Origin of the sequence: uncultured Bacteroides sp. (genome assembly GCF_958445495.1) — a bacterium.
In the GTDB taxonomy this organism is placed as follows: Bacteria; Bacteroidota; Bacteroidia; order Bacteroidales; family Bacteroidaceae; genus Bacteroides.
Genome location: NZ_CAUCSQ010000004.1, coordinates 93989 through 116354 on the forward strand (window position 1 = coordinate 93989; position 22366 = coordinate 116354).

At 49.7% G+C, this 22366-nt stretch carries 10 protein-coding genes and 2 pseudogenes; 1 reads left to right on the plus strand and 11 read right to left on the minus strand.

Annotated features, from left to right (window positions below):
- Window positions 1-25 precede the first annotated feature (25 nt).
- Window positions 26-1981, minus strand: coding sequence for a glycoside hydrolase family 97 protein (locus Q5076_RS02790; protein ID WP_303010706.1), 1956 nt, complete (start codon window positions 1979-1981; stop codon window positions 26-28).
- Window positions 1982-2119: 138 nt separating this feature from the next.
- A complete protein-coding gene (locus Q5076_RS02795) occupies window positions 2120-3073 on the minus strand; it encodes an AraC family transcriptional regulator (RefSeq protein ID WP_303010707.1) in 954 nt (317 codons plus the stop codon).
- A gap of 73 nt (window positions 3074-3146) precedes the next feature.
- Here Q5076_RS02795 and Q5076_RS02800 point away from each other — a divergent pair.
- Window positions 3147-3485 (plus strand): annotated as a pseudogene (locus Q5076_RS02800) (mannonate dehydratase); the annotation flags it as partial.
- 654 nt (window positions 3486-4139) lie between these two features.
- Here the strand turns inward: Q5076_RS02800 and Q5076_RS02805 are convergent.
- From Q5076_RS02805 to Q5076_RS02845, 9 genes and pseudogenes are all read right to left on the minus strand, one after another.
- Window positions 4140-4511, minus strand: a pseudogene (locus Q5076_RS02805) (PD-(D/E)XK nuclease domain-containing protein); the annotation flags it as partial.
- A gap of 160 nt (window positions 4512-4671) precedes the next feature.
- Window positions 4672-8115 carry an alpha-L-rhamnosidase gene (locus Q5076_RS02810; protein ID WP_303010730.1) on the minus strand — a complete coding sequence of 1148 codons (3444 nt, stop codon included), beginning with the start codon at window positions 8113-8115 and terminating at the stop codon, window positions 4672-4674.
- Window positions 8116-8335: 220 nt separating this feature from the next.
- Entirely contained in the window at window positions 8336-10873 is a 2538-nt protein-coding gene (locus tag Q5076_RS02815; protein WP_303010708.1) for a family 43 glycosylhydrolase, read from the minus strand.
- Window positions 10874-11040: 167 nt separating this feature from the next.
- Complete coding sequence (locus Q5076_RS02820) at window positions 11041-12447, minus strand: glycosyl hydrolase family 28 protein (RefSeq protein WP_303010709.1); 1407 nt, start codon at window positions 12445-12447, stop codon at window positions 11041-11043.
- A gap of 114 nt (window positions 12448-12561) precedes the next feature.
- Window positions 12562-13860, minus strand: a complete 1299-nt coding sequence (locus Q5076_RS02825; protein WP_303010710.1) for an alginate lyase family protein — start codon at window positions 13858-13860, stop codon at window positions 12562-12564.
- A 66-nt stretch (window positions 13861-13926) separates the two neighbouring features.
- Entirely contained in the window at window positions 13927-15996 is a 2070-nt protein-coding gene (locus tag Q5076_RS02830) for an IPT/TIG domain-containing protein (RefSeq protein WP_303010711.1), read from the minus strand.
- A gap of 42 nt (window positions 15997-16038) precedes the next feature.
- Window positions 16039-17220, minus strand: a complete 1182-nt coding sequence (locus Q5076_RS02835) for a DUF5013 domain-containing protein (protein WP_303010712.1) — start codon at window positions 17218-17220, stop codon at window positions 16039-16041.
- A 42-nt stretch (window positions 17221-17262) separates the two neighbouring features.
- Window positions 17263-19059: a RagB/SusD family nutrient uptake outer membrane protein gene (locus tag Q5076_RS02840; protein ID WP_303010713.1), complete on the minus strand. Its 1797-nt coding sequence runs from the start codon at window positions 19057-19059 to the stop codon at window positions 17263-17265.
- A gap of 30 nt (window positions 19060-19089) precedes the next feature.
- Window positions 19090-22344, minus strand: a complete 3255-nt coding sequence (locus tag Q5076_RS02845) for a TonB-dependent receptor (protein WP_303010714.1) — start codon at window positions 22342-22344, stop codon at window positions 19090-19092.
- Window positions 22345-22366: the final 22 nt, after the last annotated feature.

Below are 22366 nucleotides of genomic sequence, written 5' to 3' on the forward strand. Positions count from 1 at the left end.
GATGTTTCTTTTAATTGTAAACCGCTTATTCACTTTCCAGCGGGGTGAAATGCAATGCAGCCCCTCCACTCGCTTTCAGCTTCAAGACGAGCTTATCCCCGGCCTTTACCTTCTTACGGACACTGCGCACTTTCGTCCGCGTATTCAACCTGTCGTCATCTTCATACAAGTAGAGCATATACTTCTTCCCCGGTTCCAGGAAATCCGCAGTCAACGTGACCGTACGGGCCTCCGTATTTGTCATAACTCCTACGAACCAGTCATTTCCCGAACGACGTGCCTGGACGATATACTCCCCGATTTCCCCGTCTAACGCACGGCTGTCGTCCCATACGCTCGGAACGGCTTTCCAGAATTCCAGCTCCTCCTCTCCTTTATAGAATTCCGGCCGGTCATACCAGAACATAAACTGCAAAGGGCTGTAATATACCGCCGCCATCGCCAACTGATGCGCTTTCGTATTCTTCACCCGCCCATTGAAATAACAGAGAGTATAATCTCCCGCACCCGCCAGGAAACGAGTGAAAGGAAGAATCGTATTGTGCGTCGCATCCGGCATTTCCTCGTTTCCGCGAATACCTTCCTGTGTCATCAGGTTGGGATAAGTACGGCTGAAACCTGTCGGACGGTATTCGTCGTGAATATCCACCATCAGACCGTATTCTCCGCACTTGCGGACCGCATCGTGCAACCACGTGCTCCAATGCTGATTGCCAATCTGTACAAAGCCGAACTTGATACCCTTCAATCCCCATTTTTTATACAAGGGCAACAGAGTATCCAACTGCTGCACCAACGCACGCTGATTGACATACACCATGAGTCCGACCCCTTTCGATTCGGCATACCTGCACAAAACAGGTATATCAAGGTCTTTATCCGGAGAAACAGAAGTAGCGTCCGAACTCATCTTCATTTCCGGACCGTACCAACCGGCATCCAAATGTACATACTGGATGCCACGTTCCGCCGCAAAGTCAATGGCAGCTTTCACCCTATCCTGTTTCAAGTCGCCCGAACGGAATACTTTTCCGGGTTTAATCCAGGAAGTGTCGGCCAGTCTGCAAGCCGGGTTCAGATTCAAGACGATATCATTATTGTTAATCAAGTCCACCGGACGTTCGCCGACCATGATTACGCGCCAAGGAGTACTGTAAGGAGAAATCACATCGACACTGCCATACAGGCTCGTTTCCAAAGTGGAAGGTTTTTCCGAAGACAGGCGGAACTTGCCGCGGGCATAATCCACCATCTCCGCTTCCAGCAAGGCAACCGACAATCCGTCAGGCAGTTTCAAAGTCAAAGGACGTTCACTTTCCTCTCTCCCCCATCCTTTCAGCGGACGAAGCTCATAAGGCCCTTGCGCCCAACGTTCATAATAAGCCATTGTCCCTTCAGGCATCGTGAAACTAGTCTGCTCGCCGACGATATGCAGGAAAAGCCCGTTTGTCAACTCCGGAAAATGATAGCGGAAAGCAACTCCTTCATTATAGGCGCGAATGATAATATTCATAAAGTAATTCTTACGTTTATCATAGCCGCCGTCCTTATTGCCATCTCCTTCTCCTTTCCTGAATTTGAGAACCATCTCATTGTAGCAGTCACGGACTTCCGCACGTTCGCCATACACGGGCTGCCATGTTTCGTCCGCCTTCCGCCGTTCAGTCCCCGTCAATTTCAGATTCTCACACCAGAAACGGCAGGTATCGTTCGGAATGCCCAACGCAGATTCAAACAACTGGTTCTCAATCAGGACTCCCAGTTTACTTTCCTCAATTACCGGACGGTTCTTATAAGTCAAGGTATAATACATTTGTGCATCACCCTCTCCCACCGCACGCTGATAAAAGGTAAAACGATAAGCTCCGTCGGGAGACGCCAGTTCCCGGCGGGTTTCCGTCATCACATCCTGAGCTTTCGCCAATACCGGTATTGCCAGCAACAAAAGCAAAATTCTTTTCTTCATTTTATTTACGTTCATGTTTATCTGTCTTTTCCATTATATACGAACGAGGAAGAAATTATACTCAACATCAACTATACGATAAAAGACAAAAAATCTTTGTGAAGAGGTGAAAGACACTATCTTAAAAGATAGAATTCCATCTGAACTTTGGCATTATTCCATCTGTTCCCTATAAAAAGTCGGCGTCATTCCTGTCAGCCGTTTAAAGATGCGATTAAAGTGTACCGATGATTCAAACCCGCAGGCCGCACTGATTTGAGAGACATTCATCACACTGTTATTCAACAATTTACAAGCATATCCGATACGCATATCGAGTACATACTCTTTGAATGTCTTTCCTGTATTTTCTTTAAAGTACCGGCAGAAAGCAGCGGGATTCATCGCTGTGTAAGAAGCAATTTCATCCAAGCCGACGGATTCGGTATAATGTTTGTTCAGATAGGCAATCACCTTTTCCATCCTTTCATTACGCATGATGGAAGGAGCCGGGGTATAATGGGAAGTCGTCAGATATTTCCTGCGGTTGCCGGCAGCCATCATTTGCAGAAGTGAAAGCAACAGGATGATTTGTTCCGCCCCTTTGGCGGAAGGAATCCGTTGCAACAGCTTGAAGATTTTTCCCGAACGGGCAACAGTGAATTTAATTCCCCTGCAGGCATCCTCCAGCAAATTCCTGATGGGAATAAACTGGGAATATTGAGAAATGGAATAATGCATAAAGTCTTTCTCGAATTGGATATTCACTCCTTTCACTTTCGGTTCGGGTTCTTTTCCATTGCCCAATTCCTCCCTGCTACCGGATTCTTCTCCATTATCCGGCCTTTCCCCGTTATCCGTTTTTTCTCCGCTATCGGATTCTCTCCTGTCCTCCGGCGGACTCTGCATGCTATGAGGCAGTTCGGAACCGAAAAGAATCAAATCGCCTTTCGAATAAGGGATAATGCTGTCACCCACCAGGCAATCCCCCTCTCCCTTCTCCACATAGATAATCTCATACTCACTATGAAAATGCCACGGATACGTAAAACGCGGATATTCATAAAAGCGGGCGCGGACGGGATTGGAAGCCGTAATAGCCAACTTCTCATTCATTATCTTCTTCATAAATCTCCTTGCTGAACTATTTTTGCAAAGATAGGCAAATATCTTGCAAAAATACGCATCATAGTACATGCAGAGTGCGGGCAAGCACAACGACACCCGCAAGCTGGCAAAGAAATTTGCAAAGAGAACTCATTTCGTACATCTGCGCAGTACGGCTGCCATGCCCGGAGGAAACTTTATCGAAAGTTCCCATCTCACGGGAAGAGGACATCTGATTGACCTCATCCGTATCTTCGAGCATGAGAATCCGGGATTGCCGATGCGTGTAGACCACGGAAGAATGATGCTGGGAGATGAAGACAAAGGCTACAATCCGGGATATTCTTTCCACGGACGTATGTTGGCTCTCGCACAGGTAGAAGGAATGATGGCTGTGGTGGACGATGAAAAGGAGCATCGGATGAGACTGTAATAAAAAACAATAGCCATTATTTTCATCTCTTCCGATTCCCCTTCTTCGGAGCATCGGATTACGACAAAATTACCTGCTGCCGGCACTAGGCGTAGAATAGTGTACGAATGACCGTTTCGGTATCAAACCGGATGGCAACCTCTCATGGCGGGGAAACGAAACAGGAATGAGACAAATCTCTCTACATATAATTATATTTAGTACCAACTGCTGTCATCTGTCACACAACGTACAGTAATACACTGATTATAAACGAAAAAGACCGTGACAGCAAGCTGTGACAGCAGCATTAAAGAGAAGAAATGCCGTCACCTGCTGTCACGCAATCAATATCCCCGCCATGTGTAATACAAAGAACATTAGTTTCGTTATTTGTTTCTCGGCTTGAAACTTTAGTTTCAAAGGCTAGAAACTCTAGTTCCAAAAGCTAGAAACCCTAGTTTCAAGAGCTAGAAACTCCAGTTCCAAGAGCTAGAAACTCTAGTTCCAAAGGCTAGGAAACTCCAGTTTCAAGAGCCAGAAACTCTAGTTTCGAAGGCTAGAAAATTCTGTTTCGAAGACAAGGAACTACCTTTCCCAAACAATGAAACGCTTAGGAACAAAGCATAAGACAAATGCTAGAGTGTAGAAGTAACAAATATCAGGCACAGAAACTCACGCTATCAACCATTCTCCCAAATTCCTATTTACCGCATCAAAAGAAACACCGACTTTCACTAACCGGCGTCCATCCGCAATATATGGAATGAGATAGCCTTTTTCGTCAATCTGTTGCAAAGCTTCTTCCGCCGTGCCGTCCAGCTTGAACTCAAAGACATAGATACAATCACGTGTCTTTACTACCGCATCCGCACGTCCGATAGCACTTTGCACTTCCGACTGTATGAATTGCCCCATCAATTTGAAAACAAGATAGAAAACAACCTGGTAATGACGTTCCGTCTTCGTATTCAGCTCGTATGGAAAATCGGCAAAGAAGGCACGCAGGCGGGTAAGGAAGGTTTTTACATCGCCATTACGAAGTTTCTCAAAGCTCTGTATGCCTACCGGAAGCTTGCGGGGCAGGGATGTTGAAGTACGATTTATATTCATAACGTCATCTCGACTTAATATGATTGCAAGTATGCGTCTACAAAAATACAAAAACTTTCAGGATACAGGAAAGATAGGAGACTTTCTTCCGTCTTTATTGAATTTTAAAGGAATACCTGCCGGACAAAAGCCGCAATACCACCTTTCCGCCTTCCGTCCCTACATATTCTATCCCTTTACTCTTCTTCAACGCTTTATTCCCCTCAACGATGTTCTTCACGGAAGCGGCGGGAAGATATAACGTCGCGGTCGTGTTGGCCGGAACCGCGCATTGATAAATGACGGCGTCCTTCTCCACTCTCCAACCGCTCTCGATATGCCCGTACATGGAATCGTAATACCCTTCGGCGTAAGTCATGCCGCCGGTAGCGTCCACTTCCGGCTTCAATACAAACCGTTTGAATCCGGGAGAATCTTCATCCCGTTCTATGCCCAAAGAATAATTGTACATCCATGCACCGACCGCACCGAAAGAATAATGGTTGAAAGAATTCATGCGGTTATTCCCCCCGAATCCATCCTCGTGGGTATAGGAATTCAGCCGTTCCCAGATGGTGGTGGCTCCCTGCTCCACCGAATACAGCCATGACGGATAAGCCGTCTGCTGCAACAGCCTGTATGCCGCCTCGCTGCAACCGTTGTCCGACAAGGCTTTGCTAATCCACGCCGTCCCGATAAAACCCGTCATCAACGAATAAGGAGGACACTGCTTGCCTTGCTCCGTCTTATTCTCCCTGACGATTGTCTCCATCAGGTTCTTGACAAACTTCGGTTTATTCTCCTCGTCAATGATGCCGAACACTAGCGGAAGCACATAAGAAGTCTGCGTATCCACCAGAGTCCCCCGCCTCTCCGGTATGAAAGCGGAATGGATGGTCTTGCAGGTTTCCGGTTGCAGGTAAGTACTGTTAAAAAAAGCCTTTCTCTCGCCGTGCAGCTTCCGGTACTCCTCCGCATCCGCAGTCTTACCCAGAACGGCCGCTATCTTGCCCATCAGCTCCAAATCGTAAATGAAATAAGCCTCCCATAAGAGGGATTTATCATTCCTGCTGTCTTCAGGCCCCAACCAGTCGCATAAATCACCCCATACCCGGTTCTGCACAAGCAGGTTCGTCTCCGGGTCGATAGTCTTGTCGAGAATATAAGAAACATACCGTTTCATGGCGTCGTAATGTTCTGCCAGCAATGCCTTGTCTCCATATTGCCGGTAGCACTCCCAGGGTACTGTGATGCCGGCGCTTCCCCATAACAAACCGCCGAAGCCGCCGCCCAAAGGCGCAATGTCCGGGAAACGCCCGTCCTTGCCTTGCACGTCGCGCATGGAACGGAGATATCTTCTCAGGAACTGCGGAACATCCGCCAGATACGTTGCCGTGCGGGAAAAGACGGAAATGTCTCCCGCCCATCCCAAACGTTCGTTCCGTTGAGGGCAGTCGGTCGGGACAGACATGAAATTGGCGAAAGAGGACCAAGTGATATTTTCCCACAACCTGTTTACTTTCGCGTTCGATGTCTCGTAACGGGAGGCCAACTCATGGATGGAACTCAGCACCACTCCTTTCACCGCTTCTACGGGCAGGGGCTTGTCAATGCCCGTTATCTCCACAAACCGGTAGCCATGATAGGTGAAGCGGGGAAGAACCGTCTCCTCACCCCCTTTGGCGATATAGATGTCCTGCGCCATGGCAGCGCGGATATTCTCCAACATAATCATTCCGATATGGTCTTTATATTCGGGCAGGTCCGGATATTTCACCTCGGCAAAACGAAGACAGACTTTCGTTCCCGGCTTCAAGCCGGACAACTTTATTTTGGGGACTCCCGCCATGTTCTGTCCCATGTCATAAACAAACACGCCGGGACGCACTTCCTCCATCGAGAGCGCGGTCAGTTCCGTCCTCGCTTTTACGGTCTGCCCGAACTGCCCTATCAGTTCAAAACCGGAATAGTCGTTTACCCAGGGTTGGTCCGGGGTTCCGTCCGTACAGATATTACCCTCCAGCGCAACTTCGCAGGCAGGCTTCCACTTCGCGGCATCGTATGCAGCCGTGCTCCACCCTTCTACCTCCGCATCACGCAAAGCGTCATACACTTCGCCCTGAAAGAAACTGCCGTAACAGACAGGGCCTTTATCATAATATTGCCAGGAAGAGGGGTCGGTTACGATTACTTTCTCCCGCCCGTCCGCATAAGTGATTACCAGTTTTGCCAGCAATGACTGACGGTCGCCGAAGAAATTCCAGTTGTCTCCCGTAAAAGTAGCTCCTCCGCTCCACCATCCTTCAGACAGTAAAGCACCGAGCGCATTCCGCCCGGAACGGATATGCTCCGTCACGTCAAATGTCTGATATAAGTGTGTTTTATTGTATTGGGTGATTCCGGGATTGAAATAGTCGTCTCCCACCCGTCTGCCATTCAGATAAACCTCATAGATGCCGCGTGAGGTAACATACAGCCGCGCTTTCTTCACCTTTGCATCCAAAGAGGCGAAGACCGTCCTTAACATCGGCGCCGAACGGGGCTCCGGAGTGAAGATGTCGAGAACTCCCGAAGAAGCGCCGTCTATGCGGCATACCGTATCCTGCAATGTAGCGATTACATTGGAAGGGCTCCGGAAGTCGGCTATTTCCACTGTCGAGAAAGAGGCCGCCTGTCCGGCAGGAACAAAGTAACCCATATCTCCCGCTACGGGGAAAGTGATGAAATCACCGCCCCGGCCCAAAGGATTCAGGTTGGCAGAGCCGATTTCTTTCCCGGCATTATCCACATAAAACTGCGTAAAGCCCAAATTCGAGCGAAGGCTTATCTTATGCCAGCCGTATTTATTACGCTCGTTGACAAGCTCCTGCGGAATGGCGAAACTCTTATAGGGAATGTCTTTCCTGTCATTCGGATGATAACCTGCCCGGTACACGTTCAGCACCGCCTCTTTGCCCGAAAGCAACGGGGCGATATCCAGTTCGACTCTGATATATGACTCGTCTTTTTTATTTTCCAACCGGTAGAGGTTCTTATACCGGTTCATCAAACGTCCGTCATTCGCCCCGTAAATAAATCCGGAACGGGTGGTCCGGGACGCTTCGTCCAACCGTAAAGAGAAGTCCAGCCTAAAAACCGGAAGATAATGGGAATAGAACGTCCTGTCTTCATCTCCTCCTCCAATCCATTTCGCACCGCTCCATCCCTGATAAGCGCGGTCGCTGCTCATCAGCCCGGTTTCAAACCAGGAAGAAGCGGAGGCTTCTCTGTGTTTCGCATCCCACACGCGAACCGTCCACAGATAACGGGTGGCTGCTTTTAAAGGAAGTCCGGCATATTCGATGTTCAAGGAATTGCCATCATTGATTTTTCCCGAATCCCACACTTGCATCCCTGCCTCATCGGTCACGACGATTCGGCAAGCCGCCTGCGACAGACCTCTTTCGTCCGCCGTTGCCTCCATCCGCCAACTGAAACGGGGGTTTTCCACGTCAATCCCCAACGGAGTCGTAGCATATTCCACTTGTAGTTTTTTGAGTTGAAAAGGAGTGTCGGCCATGCCTGGCAAGCTGTTTACCAACACAAAGAATAAAAAGCAAACGTATTTTTTCATTTTGTATCAGTGTTTTTTGTCAATTCCATTAAAATCCGCAAGGGCTTCCTTCCGCAATTCCAATCGCCGGAACAGGGTTAACTAATTCACAATCCGCGCAAAGATAACACATCCTGCACAAACCCGAACAGAACACAAGTTTTTTTATCCGAAACCGAAGCCTTTTTTACATTTCAGGACTAACGTCGAAGCGGAAACACGAATCGAGAGAGACGATATTCACCTGTACCGATGGCGTCGGAACATACTTCCTTTTATTTTCCCTCCAATAATCCTCCAGTTTATCCACCTCTTCGGCAGTCAGATGTATCACGGCTCCATGCTTGGGAGAAGTAAAACGGCTTGTTTTCATCACTCCCTCATTGAAACGTCCCAGATTCTTGAAATTCACGAAATCCGACGTTTCGACAAAAGCAAAATTATGAGGATGAATGCTATATACATCGTACATCAATACCCATTTATCCTCCCCGATACGTTTCCATACATGAGGAGCCTCGCAAGCTTTGGGTTCCGAATCGTACCAGCGGGCATCAAACCTGTAATCTCCGTCGATTCGGTCCGAAACGGCCTGCTTGATACCTGCCTCCCCATCGTGGGAGACATAAAACAAACGATATGTATCCCCTACCTTCGTTATGTCGCCGTCTATGGCCGAAACCTTTTCGCTAGGATACTCGAACAAAATCCGCGGGAGCGTTTCTATCCTGTCAAATTCGTCATTCACATACACGTAATAAAGCTTGTTCGCTTCATTTTTGAAACGCATGGTGAAATAAATCATCAGTTTTCCTTTTTTATCGTCGTATGCCACTTCCGGAGCCCAGACGCAACCAATCTCGCCCAATCCGGCAGACAACTTGTCAAAGCGGATATTCGTGCGTTTCCAATGTATCAAATCCCATGACTTCATCAATACCAACGCCCGGTTGTTGCCCCAGCCGTATTCACGCCCGTCACGTTCCCATTCCGTATCCAGATAACCGTCTCTTCGGGCAAACACGCGCAAATCGGTCATGGCGAGGTAAAAGGCGCCGTCCGGCCCGCGGAAGATATGCGGGTCGCGAATCCCTTTCTGATAAGCGATTGTATCTCCGGCAATGACCGGTTCGCCATCATTCAAAGCCGTAAAAGTATAACCGTCACGGCTGACGGCCATATAAAGCCCGTGAGTCTCGTCTTTGTGGAATACCATCAGGTAAGCGCTCATATCCTTTTCCTGAGGAACCGCATTTTTATAACGGAACTGCCTGAAACCCGCACTTCCCTTTCCCGCAGAGAGCAGGCCGATACGCAAAGCGAAAAAGCCGTGGTAGTTATTGTGGTGAAGTTGCGAAACATCTATATTCTCCGCCAGAGTGGTCCATGCCCCGTTACCTTTGCCAACCATAATCCGAACGTTATTTCCCTGATTCTGAAGTCTTACGGTGAAGCGCTTCCCTAATGTGTTGGGCAATTCGACTTTCTTGTCCGCATTTTGACAGACAATGAATTTCTCACCGTCGGACATCACGCCCGCATAAGCTTTCTCACGATAGAACAAGAGCAGCCCCGCTATATTCTTTTTACCGACATGGACCTCAACTTGCACCTCATAGTTTTTATCTTCGGGAGTCGTCAACAGCAACCGTCCGTCATCCGGACCGCTCCCCTTGGCGTCCACCCGCAAGGTTTGTCGCCCGAACGCCAACGACTGGGGCGCATATTCTTTCCAGAAAGTCCATTGAAGGCCCAATTCCGGACCTTCAAAGTCGTCGGACAGACACAATCCGCGCTTTATCCGCTTGTCCTCCGGCATCGGGGCAGCGGACAGTATCGGGTCGGCGGACGGTTTCGTCCGGAACCACCCGTCGTCGGTCCATTCGACAGGTTCAAGCAAAGTTTGCCGTCCCAACGTGTGATATCCTTTCGCATAAGCATGGTACACAATCCACCAGTTGCCGTTCACATCGTCAATCAAGGTTCCGTGTCCCTTGGACCACCAGTTGTCATTCCCGCTATAAGTATGGACAACCGGATTGTAGGGAGAATTTTCCCAAGGACCCGTAATGTTCCTGGAACGGGCGGAAACAACCATGTGGCTGGTGGCAGGCCCTGCCGTTCCCCCCTGTGCGGAGGTCATATAATAATAACCGTCCTTATAATTCAGTTTGGGAGACTCCAAGCACATGCATTCCGTATCCCAGCCCTTCGGATACTCCCAACCGTCATAAACCTTTTTCTTTTCACCGGTGACGGACAGGCCGTCATCGGACAGGCGGACGACTTCCCCTTCATTCACATACAGATAGCGGTTGCCGTCCACGTCGGCAATATGGCCGGGGTCAATGCCGCTTATTTTCAAATCGACCGGCTTACTCCAGGGGCCTTTGATATCATCCGACCAAATCACCCAGTTCGTTCCGGCAGCCGGATAATAGATATAAAAACGCCCTTTATATTTTACCAAATCCGGAGCCATGGCAGAACCGTCCCAATCCGGCAGGGCACGGCACACCGGTTCCCAATTTATCAAATCCCGCGAATGCCAAATCAAGAAGCCCGGCGCGTAGTAAAAAGGGGAATGTGTCATATAATAATCTTTCCCGTCACGTATTATCGAAGGGTCGGGATAGTCGCCCGGAATAATCACCTTGGGATATTCCTGCGCATACAATATCCAACTTGACAAAGCAAGGAGGAAAAACAAAACATTTTTTTTCATGGTATTCAAATTAAGACAAGACCCGGTCTTGCATATCTCTTCATAAATTCCGTCACAAAGATACAAAGCACCGCCAAGTTATTCAACTTTTTTTTCAACCGCGAGAGTAAAGGTAAGGGCAGAGCCGCCTTCACTCTGCCCCGCATACGTCCTTTACAATGGAAAAGCTATTTTACCCTCACATTCTCTACAAAACCTTTCCTGTCCGCGTTCAATTCCTCCAGTGAAACCACCCGCTTGCCGTTCAGCACGATATTTTCGAACAGGATGTCACTGACCTTGCGGTTTTCGTCATACCCTTCCATCAGTGAAGGATTGACATACTTGCCCGTACAGGAGATATTGCGGAACACGATGTTCTCCACGCCCCGTCCCGGACCGGTATTGTACTTCCGGTTATACATCACCCGCAGGTGGAACAATTGCCCCTCCTGGATGTTCTCCACCCGGATATCCTCGAACGTGATGTTACGCGCGAGATTATGGTCTCCCACGTTGATTGCCATGCAGCCCTGATAATTCCGGTCGTCCTCATCATGTTCCAGAATGTCTATGTTCTGAAACACCATGTCCTCAAGCACCTCGTCGCCGGTCTTCGTATTGCCGTGCGTGCCTATATTGACAGGATGCGCGATGTCGGCCCAAAGGGTCGAGTTGCGGACACACACATTGCGGCAATCTCCGTAAAAATTCCAGCGATGGGTATAGAAAGCAAGGCAATCGTCGGAATTGCGCAAAAATACATCGTCGATGACAATATCGGAACAGGACATGAAGTCCAGCCCGTCACTCCATCCCTGATAGCTGAACGACTTCAAGTTCCTGACGGTAATTCCCTCAGACTGCCCGCCGGAAACGGTGTAATGACGCGGATTGACAACGGTAATGCCGTCAATCAGCACGTTTTTGGAATATGCCACCGATATTCCCTGCTGCGGTTCGAGCAACATGCCGTGCCCAAGAATCTTCACGTTCTCCACACTGTCGCAGGCAAGGCATCCTTTCAGGACGGCTCCCCCCTCCAGATAGACGGTCGTGTTGGAAGGAATGCGGAAACATTTTCCCGCCGTATCGGCAGGCTCATGGATGCCGGCTTCGAAATACATCACATTCGGGTCGTTCCTGTCAGGCACATCCGCGATAATCGGATTCGCAAAAACATGCAGGTTGTTCAGACGGTCTCCGTTGAACTCCACGGACAGCTTTTGCGGCTTATCCAATGTAAACAGGAGGAAGTTTCCGTCTATCTCCGGCCGGATGCCTTTGGATAAAGGACGCACCACCGCCGAACGGATGTCTCCGTTGTTTTTCCGTATCAACACTTCCACCTTACCGGAGAAGTCGAACTGCACCATTGTGGCGTCAGACCGGGTATCCATGTCCACCTTCACGTTGTATTCGTAAAGGTCTATCCATTTTTCCTCGCCGGCCTGCCGTATCCTCACCGTGTAGTCGTCGTTATGACGGGCATAATAGATACCTTGCGGAACCGGATACGTCACAATTTCCGCCCGTGCGGACACGGCTGCCATAACAAAAAGAACAAACAATGTTATTTTCCTGATTAGTTCCATCTTAAAAACAATAATACCGATTGTTAGAAATTCACCGCAGACTATACGGACAACCGTTGCCGGAAACCTTGCCGTACGGACGATTCCGCAGAACCTGCGGCAGTATGTCTCTTTTTATCTTGTGTACATCAATGTGCCAAAACCCAAAGCATCAAATCCACCGGAGTTCTCGCCGTAATTCCCTCCTCCGCCTTCGATGCCGCGTGTTTCTACCGCAATGTCCAGATATTTAATCTGTTCGTCTTTAATTCCTTCCGCGTTCTTATAGTGGTAATAAGGAAGCGCCCAGATGGGACGGTCTTGTCCGCGGCTCCCTTCGCCGATGGCCGTGCATTTTTCTTCCGACACTCCGTTCCACTGATTGGTGTAATAGCGTATGTACGTAATATACGGCACTTCGTCTGTGGTATAATTATAACAAGCCACATATTCACAAGCTTTCAGGAACATATTTTCCTTATATTTGAAGAAGTCGTCTCCCTGATTGTACGCCAACTGGCAAATGGTTCCCAGCAGCCCGACGCACATCAGCGTATGTCCCTGGTCGCGCCCGCTTTCCTGCATTTGGGCGAAGTTCGCGTATTCACCCGTGAAAACATGATAGATGGCTCTTGTCAGGCGTCCGTTGGTGCTGCCTGTCTGGAAATGTTCAATCGCCTCGTTATAGATGTCCCGCCGGTCGGCAAGGATGCCTATCGCCATAACGGAAGCGACGTTGCAAAGCCCCCAGTTCGCCCAGTAATGAAGGTCGGTCGTCCCGTGGTGACGCACCAGGAAATCTTTGTTGGCGGGGTAGAACACGTCTACCATCCAGTTCTGGTAATCCGTAAAATCTTTGGCGTTCCATCCCGGATAGTCACGAAGCAGCTCGCCCGCTATCGCAAACTCGTATCCGTAGATACCGGCCGCCAGAGAGACGTTGGAGTTTCCGCCCAAACCGGTACAGACATCCGCCCACTGATTCAGTATGTCTACCGCTTTGGCGGCATATTCGTCATTCTGCTCTATTTTCCAGCGCAGCCCCAACTGATAGGCAGCCGCGGCGCCCCTGGCGGCATTCATGTAGTTCTCGTCTCCGCTCACCCCGCGCTTAATGGTCTCCACAGGAGAAGTCACGAACGACAATTGCGCATATTTGCTACTCTTCAACAGTTCGTAGCCTTCCTTCCACGGCGATTCCTCCAAATGGGTGCGGATACGTTCGAAATCCTCTTCCGTATGCAATCCTCCCACATGCTCAAACGGCACGGACAAAGCCTTCGACTCCACTTCCACCAAATTCTCCTCATCTTCTTTAAGCGGGATATTCTCCAAATCCGTTTCCGCATTTATATCCGGCAAATCGATGCCGTCCCCGCATCCGGCAATTACCGCGGATGCGACAGCTATAATCATATAAGCTATTTTTCTCATAATACTGTCTTTTTTATATTGGTATAAAATCAAGAGAGTTGCTGCAATCCGGTAAAATGCATCCTCCTACTCTTTCAAAAGAATCTCAACGGACGATACTTTTACGCATTTGTTATTGACAAACTGTACGACAAAGCCCAATGTCGATACGCCGTCATAATCTATCTTCACGTCTTCCTGCGAGAACCGGACATTCTTGCAACTGCCTTTTTCCGTCAGATTAATGGAAGCTTTTATGCTCCCGTCATTGTCCTCCCACTGGAATTTGCCTCCATCCAGGTTAGAAGGCTCGCCGCCGCCCTTCTGAATCAGGAATCCCGCCTGTTTTCTGCCGCCTGCGTCCACGTTGACCTCCGCAACATTCAAAACAATATCGTAAGTTCCTTTAGGAAGTTCTATCGCCTGCCACATTTTTCCATTCTGCTTATTCGGCAACCCCCATCCTGCCTGAATCACCAACAGCCCTCCGTCGGCATCCATGAACAAGCCTTCTCCGGGACGGCCCGCCAGACTCTCGTCATGATAGAACCCGTCATTGCCACTGCCGTAATTGAACGACCAGCCGGCAGGAGTGCAATGTCCGCTTGCCGCTCCTTCTACGGAAACAAACGGCCGCTTACCGTTGACAAGCACATATTCCGATACGTCGCTGCCTTTTTTCAGCATATTCAATTTACCGGTACTGGCAACCTGTGTCCCGACACCTTCGAAATGCAGGACGACCGCACCTTCGCCCGCTTCGCTGTCGGCGGAAACGCTTGCCGTGATTTTCGTATCGCTCTCAACGGTAAAGTCCAGCTCCTGTCCGTTGAAAACGGCGCTTGTAAGGGTGCTGTTCTTAAAACCGCTACCTTCGATTGTAATGACATCACCTGCCCGGACAGCATGTTCACTGAATACGTTATCGGTAACTACCGAGGTTATCACCGGCGAACTCAACACTTCAAACACGGAATAGTCTTCTCCCAACTCTATTTCGGCTCCCTGCATGGACAGAGACAAGGCGGTCGCGCCAAAATCCGTCAGTACCGGTACTTTCACCAGAAGGGCTCCGCCTCCTTCCGCCAGTTTAATATCCGTAGCGGGAGTCTCCCCGAATTTCACTTCAATGTCTTCCACAGAACGGACGAAATTCTTTCCGGAAATCGTAACCTCCGTACCTACATATCCTTTAAGGGGAGTCACGCTTTCTACTACCGGTTTCGGCAATACGACATATTGCAATTGCGTCTGGACCGTTTCAAACGGAGTGATGACAGTAACCGTATAACCGCCCGCTTCCAAAGAGGCGGGAACCGTAAGCGGAATGCTGTTTTCCGTCAGGTTCTCCCTGTCTATCACGGCATCCGCCGGCTCTTCCCCGTCCTTGCTGAAAAGAACTCTCAAAGTTCCGGGCTCTTCAACGGACTCATCCAGCAATTCCTGTACAAGGTTGGTTCCCGTTATGGTAAACACGCTTCCCGCAAAGCCCGAAGGAACCGGCTCGCCCTCTTCCGGCACATCGAGCGCGGCATGCCGGAGAACCGTAAAGGGATAAGAAGAGAGGTCTACGCTCTGCCCGTCTACAACCAGGGAGACTGTCCCGCTCGCCGCCGTTTCCGGAACCTTCACGGTAAATTTTCCTTCTGCCGGTTCTCCTATGATTTCCGCCTTATTCTCCGTATCGTCGCCGAAATAGACCGTGTATAAAGAAACGGCCGTCACCAAATCGTGACCGATAAACGTAATCTCATCGCCGGGGAACCCATACTGGGGTTCCACCTTGCTCACTCCCGGCTTGCCTAGTACCTGATAGATGAAATCCGTCTCTATCCGTTGTCCGTACACATCGACGGTAATCTTTCCGTCCGTGGCGTCGGCAGGGACTTTTACGACAATCTCTGTTTCGGTACAAGAGAGCACCTCCGCTTCTTTCGAACCGATATAAACATTCACCATATCCGCCCGGATGCCGAATTCAGTCCCCGTTATGGTGAATTCGCTGCCGGCATATCCGGAATAGTAAGATAGTTTCTCGACCGTTGCCACCGGGTCCGTGTGGCTCATGGAAATAATTTCCTCATTGTCCCCGTCACAGGAGGTTATCATACAAAATGAAAAGAAGGCGGGAAACAACCAATTATATATTTTCTTCATAACAATCTTAACCGTTTTATCCTTTTTGCTTAATTAAATCCTTCATTTAAGAACCAGTTTCACGTCTGTCACCTTAAAGTAGGTATTGCTCGAACCGACCGTCATAAGGAAACCGATTACGACATCCGCGGCTTCATCCAAAGTTATCGCGGGCGTAACCATCGTGCCCGAAACCGCATTTGCATCCGGATTCCAATTGTCGAAAGCGACACATACCCCTCCCAGGTCCGTAACAGAAGCGATGTCTTCCACATTCGGGATGGCAGTATCGTCGGTTCCGGGGATTATCACCGCATAAAGCGCGTTATTGTCACTGTTCGGGAAATACGTTTCGGCATAGGTGACTTCCATCGTATAGGTTCCTTTACGCAAATGGACGGCCTGCCATACTTTTCCGTCGGTCACGGCGTTCTTCCCCCATCCTCTCTGGAAAGTGAGGAATGTGTTCGTTCCTTGCTGCTGCCTGCATCCGGTAGGATTCAATGAAGCCGCATTCTGATTCCAGCCCACAGGTTTGCTCCAGTCGCCCGGATTCTCCTCTTCGCTGGCAAACGGCTGTTTATAGTTCTCAAGGTAAAGCACTGTCACATCTCCCTTGGAATTCGGGTTGAGCATGGCGCCTGCCGTCAAATCGTACCCGTGAATCGTAACTGTCACGTTGCCTGTCTCATACCCGTCGGGAGTGACCGCCCTGATAGTCTGCCCGTCTACCAGCGTAAACTCGGCAGGCGTTCCGTTGAAACTGACCGAGATGTCCGAAGCGTCCGTCCCGAAGTTTTTCCCGATAATAGTCACGATATCCCCGGCATCGGCTACGCTGCTCCCGTCTTCATTGTCGGACTCCATGCTTATGATTACGGGGGTAGGCAACACGGTATAATGGCCTATATTTTCCAGTTTATTGGTATAAACCTGCAATGAGACATCGCTGCTGACCGCCGTCTCGGGCACTTCAACCACAATGCGGTTGTTCTTGCACATCAATATCTCGGTTGCCTGCACCGCACCGAAGAACACCTTTACGGCTTCCGCACGGTCACCGAAGTTCGTACCCGTGATAACCACCTGCGAGGCGACATATCCGTCGGTCGGATACATCTCCGTCACTTCCGGCATGGGGTATTCGTAAACTCTGTACTTGGCGTCTTGCTCACAGCCGAGAAACAGTGCGGAAAGGCAAACAAGCACCGTCAAGTGAAATGAGTATGTATATAAATGTTTCATATATGCTGCTTTTTATTGTATTCGAATCGTTTTAATCAAAAATCAATATCCCGGATTCTGCACCAGATTCGGATTCAGGTTTATCTGGTCTTGCGGAATCGGCCATAAATAATCCATCTTGTTGAACGAACAGTCGGTAGATTTGAGAAGTACCACGGCCGGTAACTTGCCGAAAGGAGTATCCACTTCTTCCGTTCCTTTCGTATAACTTGCCGGCTTATACCTGTCGGACACGGCGTCGCCGTCGGAATCTACAAACACGGTCGGATAATCGGCGTTCCCCACTATCATGCCGCAACGCGACTCATTCAGCTCTTCCTCGGCAATGCCCCAACGTTTCAAATCGTCGCAGCGGTAACCTTCCATATAAAGTTCCAACGTGCGCTCGCGGCGAATTTCATCCAGCATCACTTCGCTCAAGGATTTATCCGCATTCTCCGCCACTCCGTTTTTAATCTGTGCGGCCAGCGCATTCGTCAAGTCGGCTATACCTGCACGTTCGCGTATCTTATTAATCGAATTGTCCAACTGCTCGTCCGATATTTCACCGTAACGCTCCATCACGGCTTCCGCATAGTTCAGGTAGACCTCTGCCAGGCGAAGCACCGGATAATTGGCCGATTCGTCTTTGTTGTTATAACTGATGTCGGTCACTGCGAACTTATAAGTGCCGTAACCGGCGTCTCCGGTCAGATTGGTCGATTCGTCGGGTTTGCCGATATAAGATTCCAGGCGGTAATCGCGGTTTTCATACTCGTCGCCCGGTGTTTTATATCCTTTGAACTTGTCGGACATCGAAATGGGAAGCCCGTCCGAACACAGAAACATGTCTACCAGTTTCCGGCTGGGACGCAAGGTGTAGACGATACGGCTCAACTCTACCTGCCCTTTACGGGTATCCCGGCTGTAAACGGCCGCGATGACAAACTCTTTGTTCGTGTCCCTTCCCGCACCCGCCGGATTGCTTCCCGCCTCCTCGATATTGAACAGGTAACGGTTGCTCAGATTCTTCATCGCATCCACATTATTGTAGTTCCAGAGCGAATAATTCGTATCGTCCATCACTTCCTTCGACAAGGCGGCGGATTCTTCGAGAAAAGAGTTCACCTGGTCGGAAGAAGGTCCTGCCGACCCTTCGAAGTCCGTAGAAGTGCCATTGTATTTCCTCCAGGTAGCTTCATACAACAGTACCCGCGCCTTGAACGCCTTCGCCGCCTGCTGGCTGATTCGCCCTTTATCGCCGGCAGCGATATTTTCTTCCCTCGGCAGGACGGCTATGGCGGCGTCCAAATCGGACAGGATAAGGTTGACAACCTCGTAACGGCTGCTGCGGGCTCCCATCAATTCCGGCGAATCGACATCAAGCACGCCGGTCACAATGGGCACGCCGCCAAAGAACTTCAGCAGATAGAAATAATTATAAGCGCGGAAGAAATGCCCTTCACCCGTTTCAACTTGGATGTCCTCCCGGCTGCCCGAATAGGTTTTCGCTTTCTCCAGCAGGATATTCGTCGCGCGGATATTGGCGTAACAGTTCCCCCAACGGCTGTCATTCCCGCCTGCGGAAAGATTGCCTGTACCGACTCCGTAGGAATACTGGAAATTTGCGGAAAGGTCTGAAGATACATCCATATGGTCGAAGATGCTTCCGTAACCGGACTGCCATCCTATCAACTGGCTATAAAGCCCGTTGGCGTATTCGCGGAAATGCTCCTGCCTCTTAAAGTAAATCACATCGGTCTTTGCATCCAACGGTTCCAAATCAAGAAACGTGTCCATGCAAGAAGAGAGTCCTGCCATACAGGCACAGGCTAATATATAGTTTCTTATCTTATTCATAGCTTCTGTTTTTATCTATTAGCAAATCCATTACAAAGTAACATTCAGGCCGAACGACCAAGTACGAGCAAACGGATAGCCGTTGTTATTGGAGCTGGCTCCCATTTCCGGGTCAAACCCGTCTTTGATGCTGGTAGCTTCCCACAAATCATTTCCGGAGAAATAGACGCGCACTTTTTCCAGCTTTACCTTACGTGTCCATATCTGCGGCAGCGTATATCCTACAATCAAGGTCTTCAAACGGATATAGCGGTTGTTCTGCAACATGAAATCATTATTCTCGTAATTCCAGTGCGACACTTTCGTATTAGTAGTCAGGCGGGGATATTCCGAATGTGGATTCTCTTCCGTCCACGTTTTCCCCAGGAACCTCGGATTCTGGTTGGAAGTACGGGACTGGAACGGGTAAGCCATCCAGTCGTTACGCATCACGTATTGCTTTCCTATCCCCTGGAACAGGGCGCTTACATCTATCCCTTTCCATGAACATCCCAGGTTCAGCCCGAAATTGAAGTGGGGATTGGCATCGCCGATATACTGCAGGTCGCTGTCGCCGCTTCCCACACCCGTAACCTTATAGTCGCCGTTCAGGTCAATACGTTTGGTGTCTCCGGGACGTAAGGCGTTCGAGCCTTGCTGCTCCATGCCGATGAGGTCGCTGCCTGTCCGGTAATACAGTGCATAATAACGGTCTACCTCCGCCTGGTCTTTGAAATACCCGTCCGTACGGTACAGGAAATACGAATTCAGCGGATACCCGTTCACCTTCGCATTCAGTCCCGCATTCCAGGTGTCGGCGCCTTCCATGTCTTTCAACATGCTTCTTGTGTCGCCGATGTTGAAGTCTACGTTGTATGAGAAATCTTTGATGCGGTCGCGCCATCCTATCGTAAATTCCCATCCTTTCACATTCAGGTGTCCGCTGTTGGTTTTCGGCGCGGTCCCTCCCAATACGGAAGGATAAGTGACATTAATCAACATGCCGATATTGTCTTTGATGAAATAGTCGAAAGAGGTACGCAGGCGGCTGTCGAGGAAGTTCAGGTCAATACCGAAATTCTTCTGCTCCACCCGTTCCCAAGTACGGTCGTAGGAAATCAGGCCGCTGTAGCTGGTAGCTACCTGGGTGGCGGGTATCACGCCGAACTGAGTCGTTCCTTTGCCGATTGTGCCGACATAATCGAAATCTCCCAATCCTACGTTATTGCCTGAGTTACCGTAGCTGAACCGCAGTTTTCCGAAATTAACGACAGGAGTAACGGACTCCAGGAATTTTTCCTGCGTAAACACCCATCCCCCGGAGATGGAAGCGAAGGTTTTAAAACGGTATCCTTCGGCAAACCGGGAATCTCCGTCACTTCGCCCCAGGAACTCAATCAGGTATTTGTCCGCATAATTGTAGTTCAGCCTCGCGATGTATGAATACGTGCCGTTCTGTGACTTGCCTCCGCCGTTGCCTTGCGTCCCGCTGGAGAGGTTCAAATCGTAGATTCCCACATCTTCGAACACTTCGCGGGCGGTCACTACCTTTTTGGAAGTATATTTCGTGGCTTCAATGCCGAACATGGCGTCTACATTATGTACATCGGCGAATGTGCGCTTATATTTCAACATTCCCGAATAATACTGATAAAAATAATTATTGGCTTCCACCAGGTAACCGGGTTGGTGGGAATCTTTCAGATTCAACACGTTTTCTGGAGTACTCATTGTCTGTGTCGTTTCATACACAAGCTTCGTGGCTTTCTCTCCGAACCAGTTGTATGTCTGTACCGGCAGCGACCATCTTTCCCTACGGAACTCTTCATTCTGGAAAGAGGCTATTCCTTCAAAACTGATTCCTTTCCATATATCCACGGTCGCCTTCACGTCGAGACGGGTAGTCAGGCTCGCTTTATTGTCGCGTCCTCCGTCCGAAGTGGCCGCCGCGGCATTGCGGTCACCCACATTACCGAAATTGGCGTACCATTGCCCGTAAGGATTCTTGGCGGGGAAGAAAGGCGCGTCGTTTCCGTAGAGCGTCTTGTCGATACCGTGCGACGGGGTTTCCGTATCTGTCTTAATCATACTGGCGGAAGTGTCCAGCTTGAACCAATCCGTCAATTTGACACCGTAATTCAAACGAAGGTTCAACTGTTTCTGGCCGTCATAGGCGGTAGCCAGGTTGCCCTGATTGTCGGCATACGCCAATGACAGGCGGTAGTCGGACTTTTCCGTAGCGCCCGACACGCTCAAGTTGTGCTGGTAAGAGTAACGCCGGGCGAACATCTCGTCCAGACGGTTGGCATTGCCGACAAACATGGCTCCCCAATCGGCAATCGTAGATTCGTATATTCCTTCGATGCCTTGCGCCATTTTCCGGAGATTCTCCTCTCCCCAGCCCCACCAGTCTTTCTCATTCATCACTTTGTTGGCTTCCAGCCACATCGTGGCATACTCCTGCATCGTAGGCGAATATGACATGACGCCGTTAGTAGTGAAACGCATATTGAAATTGTAATCGACCGTCGTTTTTCCCTTTCCTTTCTTCGTAGTCACGAGAATGACCCCATTGGCGGCTTTCGCACCGTAAATGGAAGCCGACCCGTCTTTCAGCACACTGATACTCTCGATATCGTCTGAGTTCAGATTTTGAAAGGAAGCGGCGTTCAGGGTGGGCACTCCGTCTACGATAATCAACGGGCTGCCTCCATTGACCGAAGTCGCCCCGCGAATCTGAAAGTTCAGTCCTTCATTGCCCGGACGCGAGCTGGAACGGGTCACTACCAACCCCGGAGTGGCTCCCTGCAAAGCCACACCGACGTTAGTGACGGCGCGGCTCTCCAACACCTGGCTGCTGACGGACTCTACCGCACCGGTCAAAGTGGCTTTCTTCTGTGTGCCGTAACCCACGACAACCACTTCGTCCAAAGCGTTATTATCTTCTTTCAGCACAATCTTGAAATCGGAACGCCCGTTCAGGCTGACTGTCTGGTCCATATATCCGATATAACTTACCTTTATCTGTCTGGCATCCGCAGGCACATTCAATGTAAACCGACCGTCAACATCGGTAATCACTCCCGCATTGCTTCCTACAACCACTACATTGCAACCAATCAAAGGTTCGCCGTTCACATCCGTGACAAGCCCTTTGACGGTACGGCCCGCCTGGACCGCAATCAAACTCTTTTCCACTTCTACGGAATCGTCCGCATAAAGCAAGATACCGGGCGAACCGCCCAGCAGCACGGCAAAAGCCAATGCGACTCCTTTTGAACATAAGAATCTGGATTTAATTTCCATAATACTATTAAATTATTAAAGT

What these genes read in the sequence shown, in the direction of transcription:
- Q5076_RS02790 (WP_303010706.1), bottom strand. Translation starts at nt 1,981, where the DNA reads ATGAACGTAAATAAAATGAAGAAAAGAATTTTGCTTTTGTTGCTGGCA.
- Q5076_RS02795 (WP_303010707.1), bottom strand. Translation starts at nt 3,073, where the DNA reads ATGAAGAAGATAATGAATGAGAAGTTGGCTATTACGGCTTCCAATCCC.
- Q5076_RS02810 (WP_303010730.1), bottom strand. Translation starts at nt 8,115, where the DNA reads ATGGCCGACACTCCTTTTCAACTCAAAAAACTACAAGTGGAATATGCT.
- Q5076_RS02815 (WP_303010708.1), bottom strand. Translation starts at nt 10,873, where the DNA reads ATGAAAAAAAATGTTTTGTTTTTCCTCCTTGCTTTGTCAAGTTGGATA.
- Q5076_RS02820 (WP_303010709.1), bottom strand. Translation starts at nt 12,447, where the DNA reads ATGGAACTAATCAGGAAAATAACATTGTTTGTTCTTTTTGTTATGGCA.
- Q5076_RS02825 (WP_303010710.1), bottom strand. Translation starts at nt 13,860, where the DNA reads ATGAGAAAAATAGCTTATATGATTATAGCTGTCGCATCCGCGGTAATT.
- Q5076_RS02830 (WP_303010711.1), bottom strand. Translation starts at nt 15,996, where the DNA reads ATGAAGAAAATATATAATTGGTTGTTTCCCGCCTTCTTTTCATTTTGT.
- Q5076_RS02835 (WP_303010712.1), bottom strand. Translation starts at nt 17,220, where the DNA reads ATGAAACATTTATATACATACTCATTTCACTTGACGGTGCTTGTTTGC.
- Q5076_RS02840 (WP_303010713.1), bottom strand. Translation starts at nt 19,059, where the DNA reads ATGAATAAGATAAGAAACTATATATTAGCCTGTGCCTGTATGGCAGGA.
- Q5076_RS02845 (WP_303010714.1), bottom strand. Translation starts at nt 22,344, where the DNA reads ATGGAAATTAAATCCAGATTCTTATGTTCAAAAGGAGTCGCATTGGCT.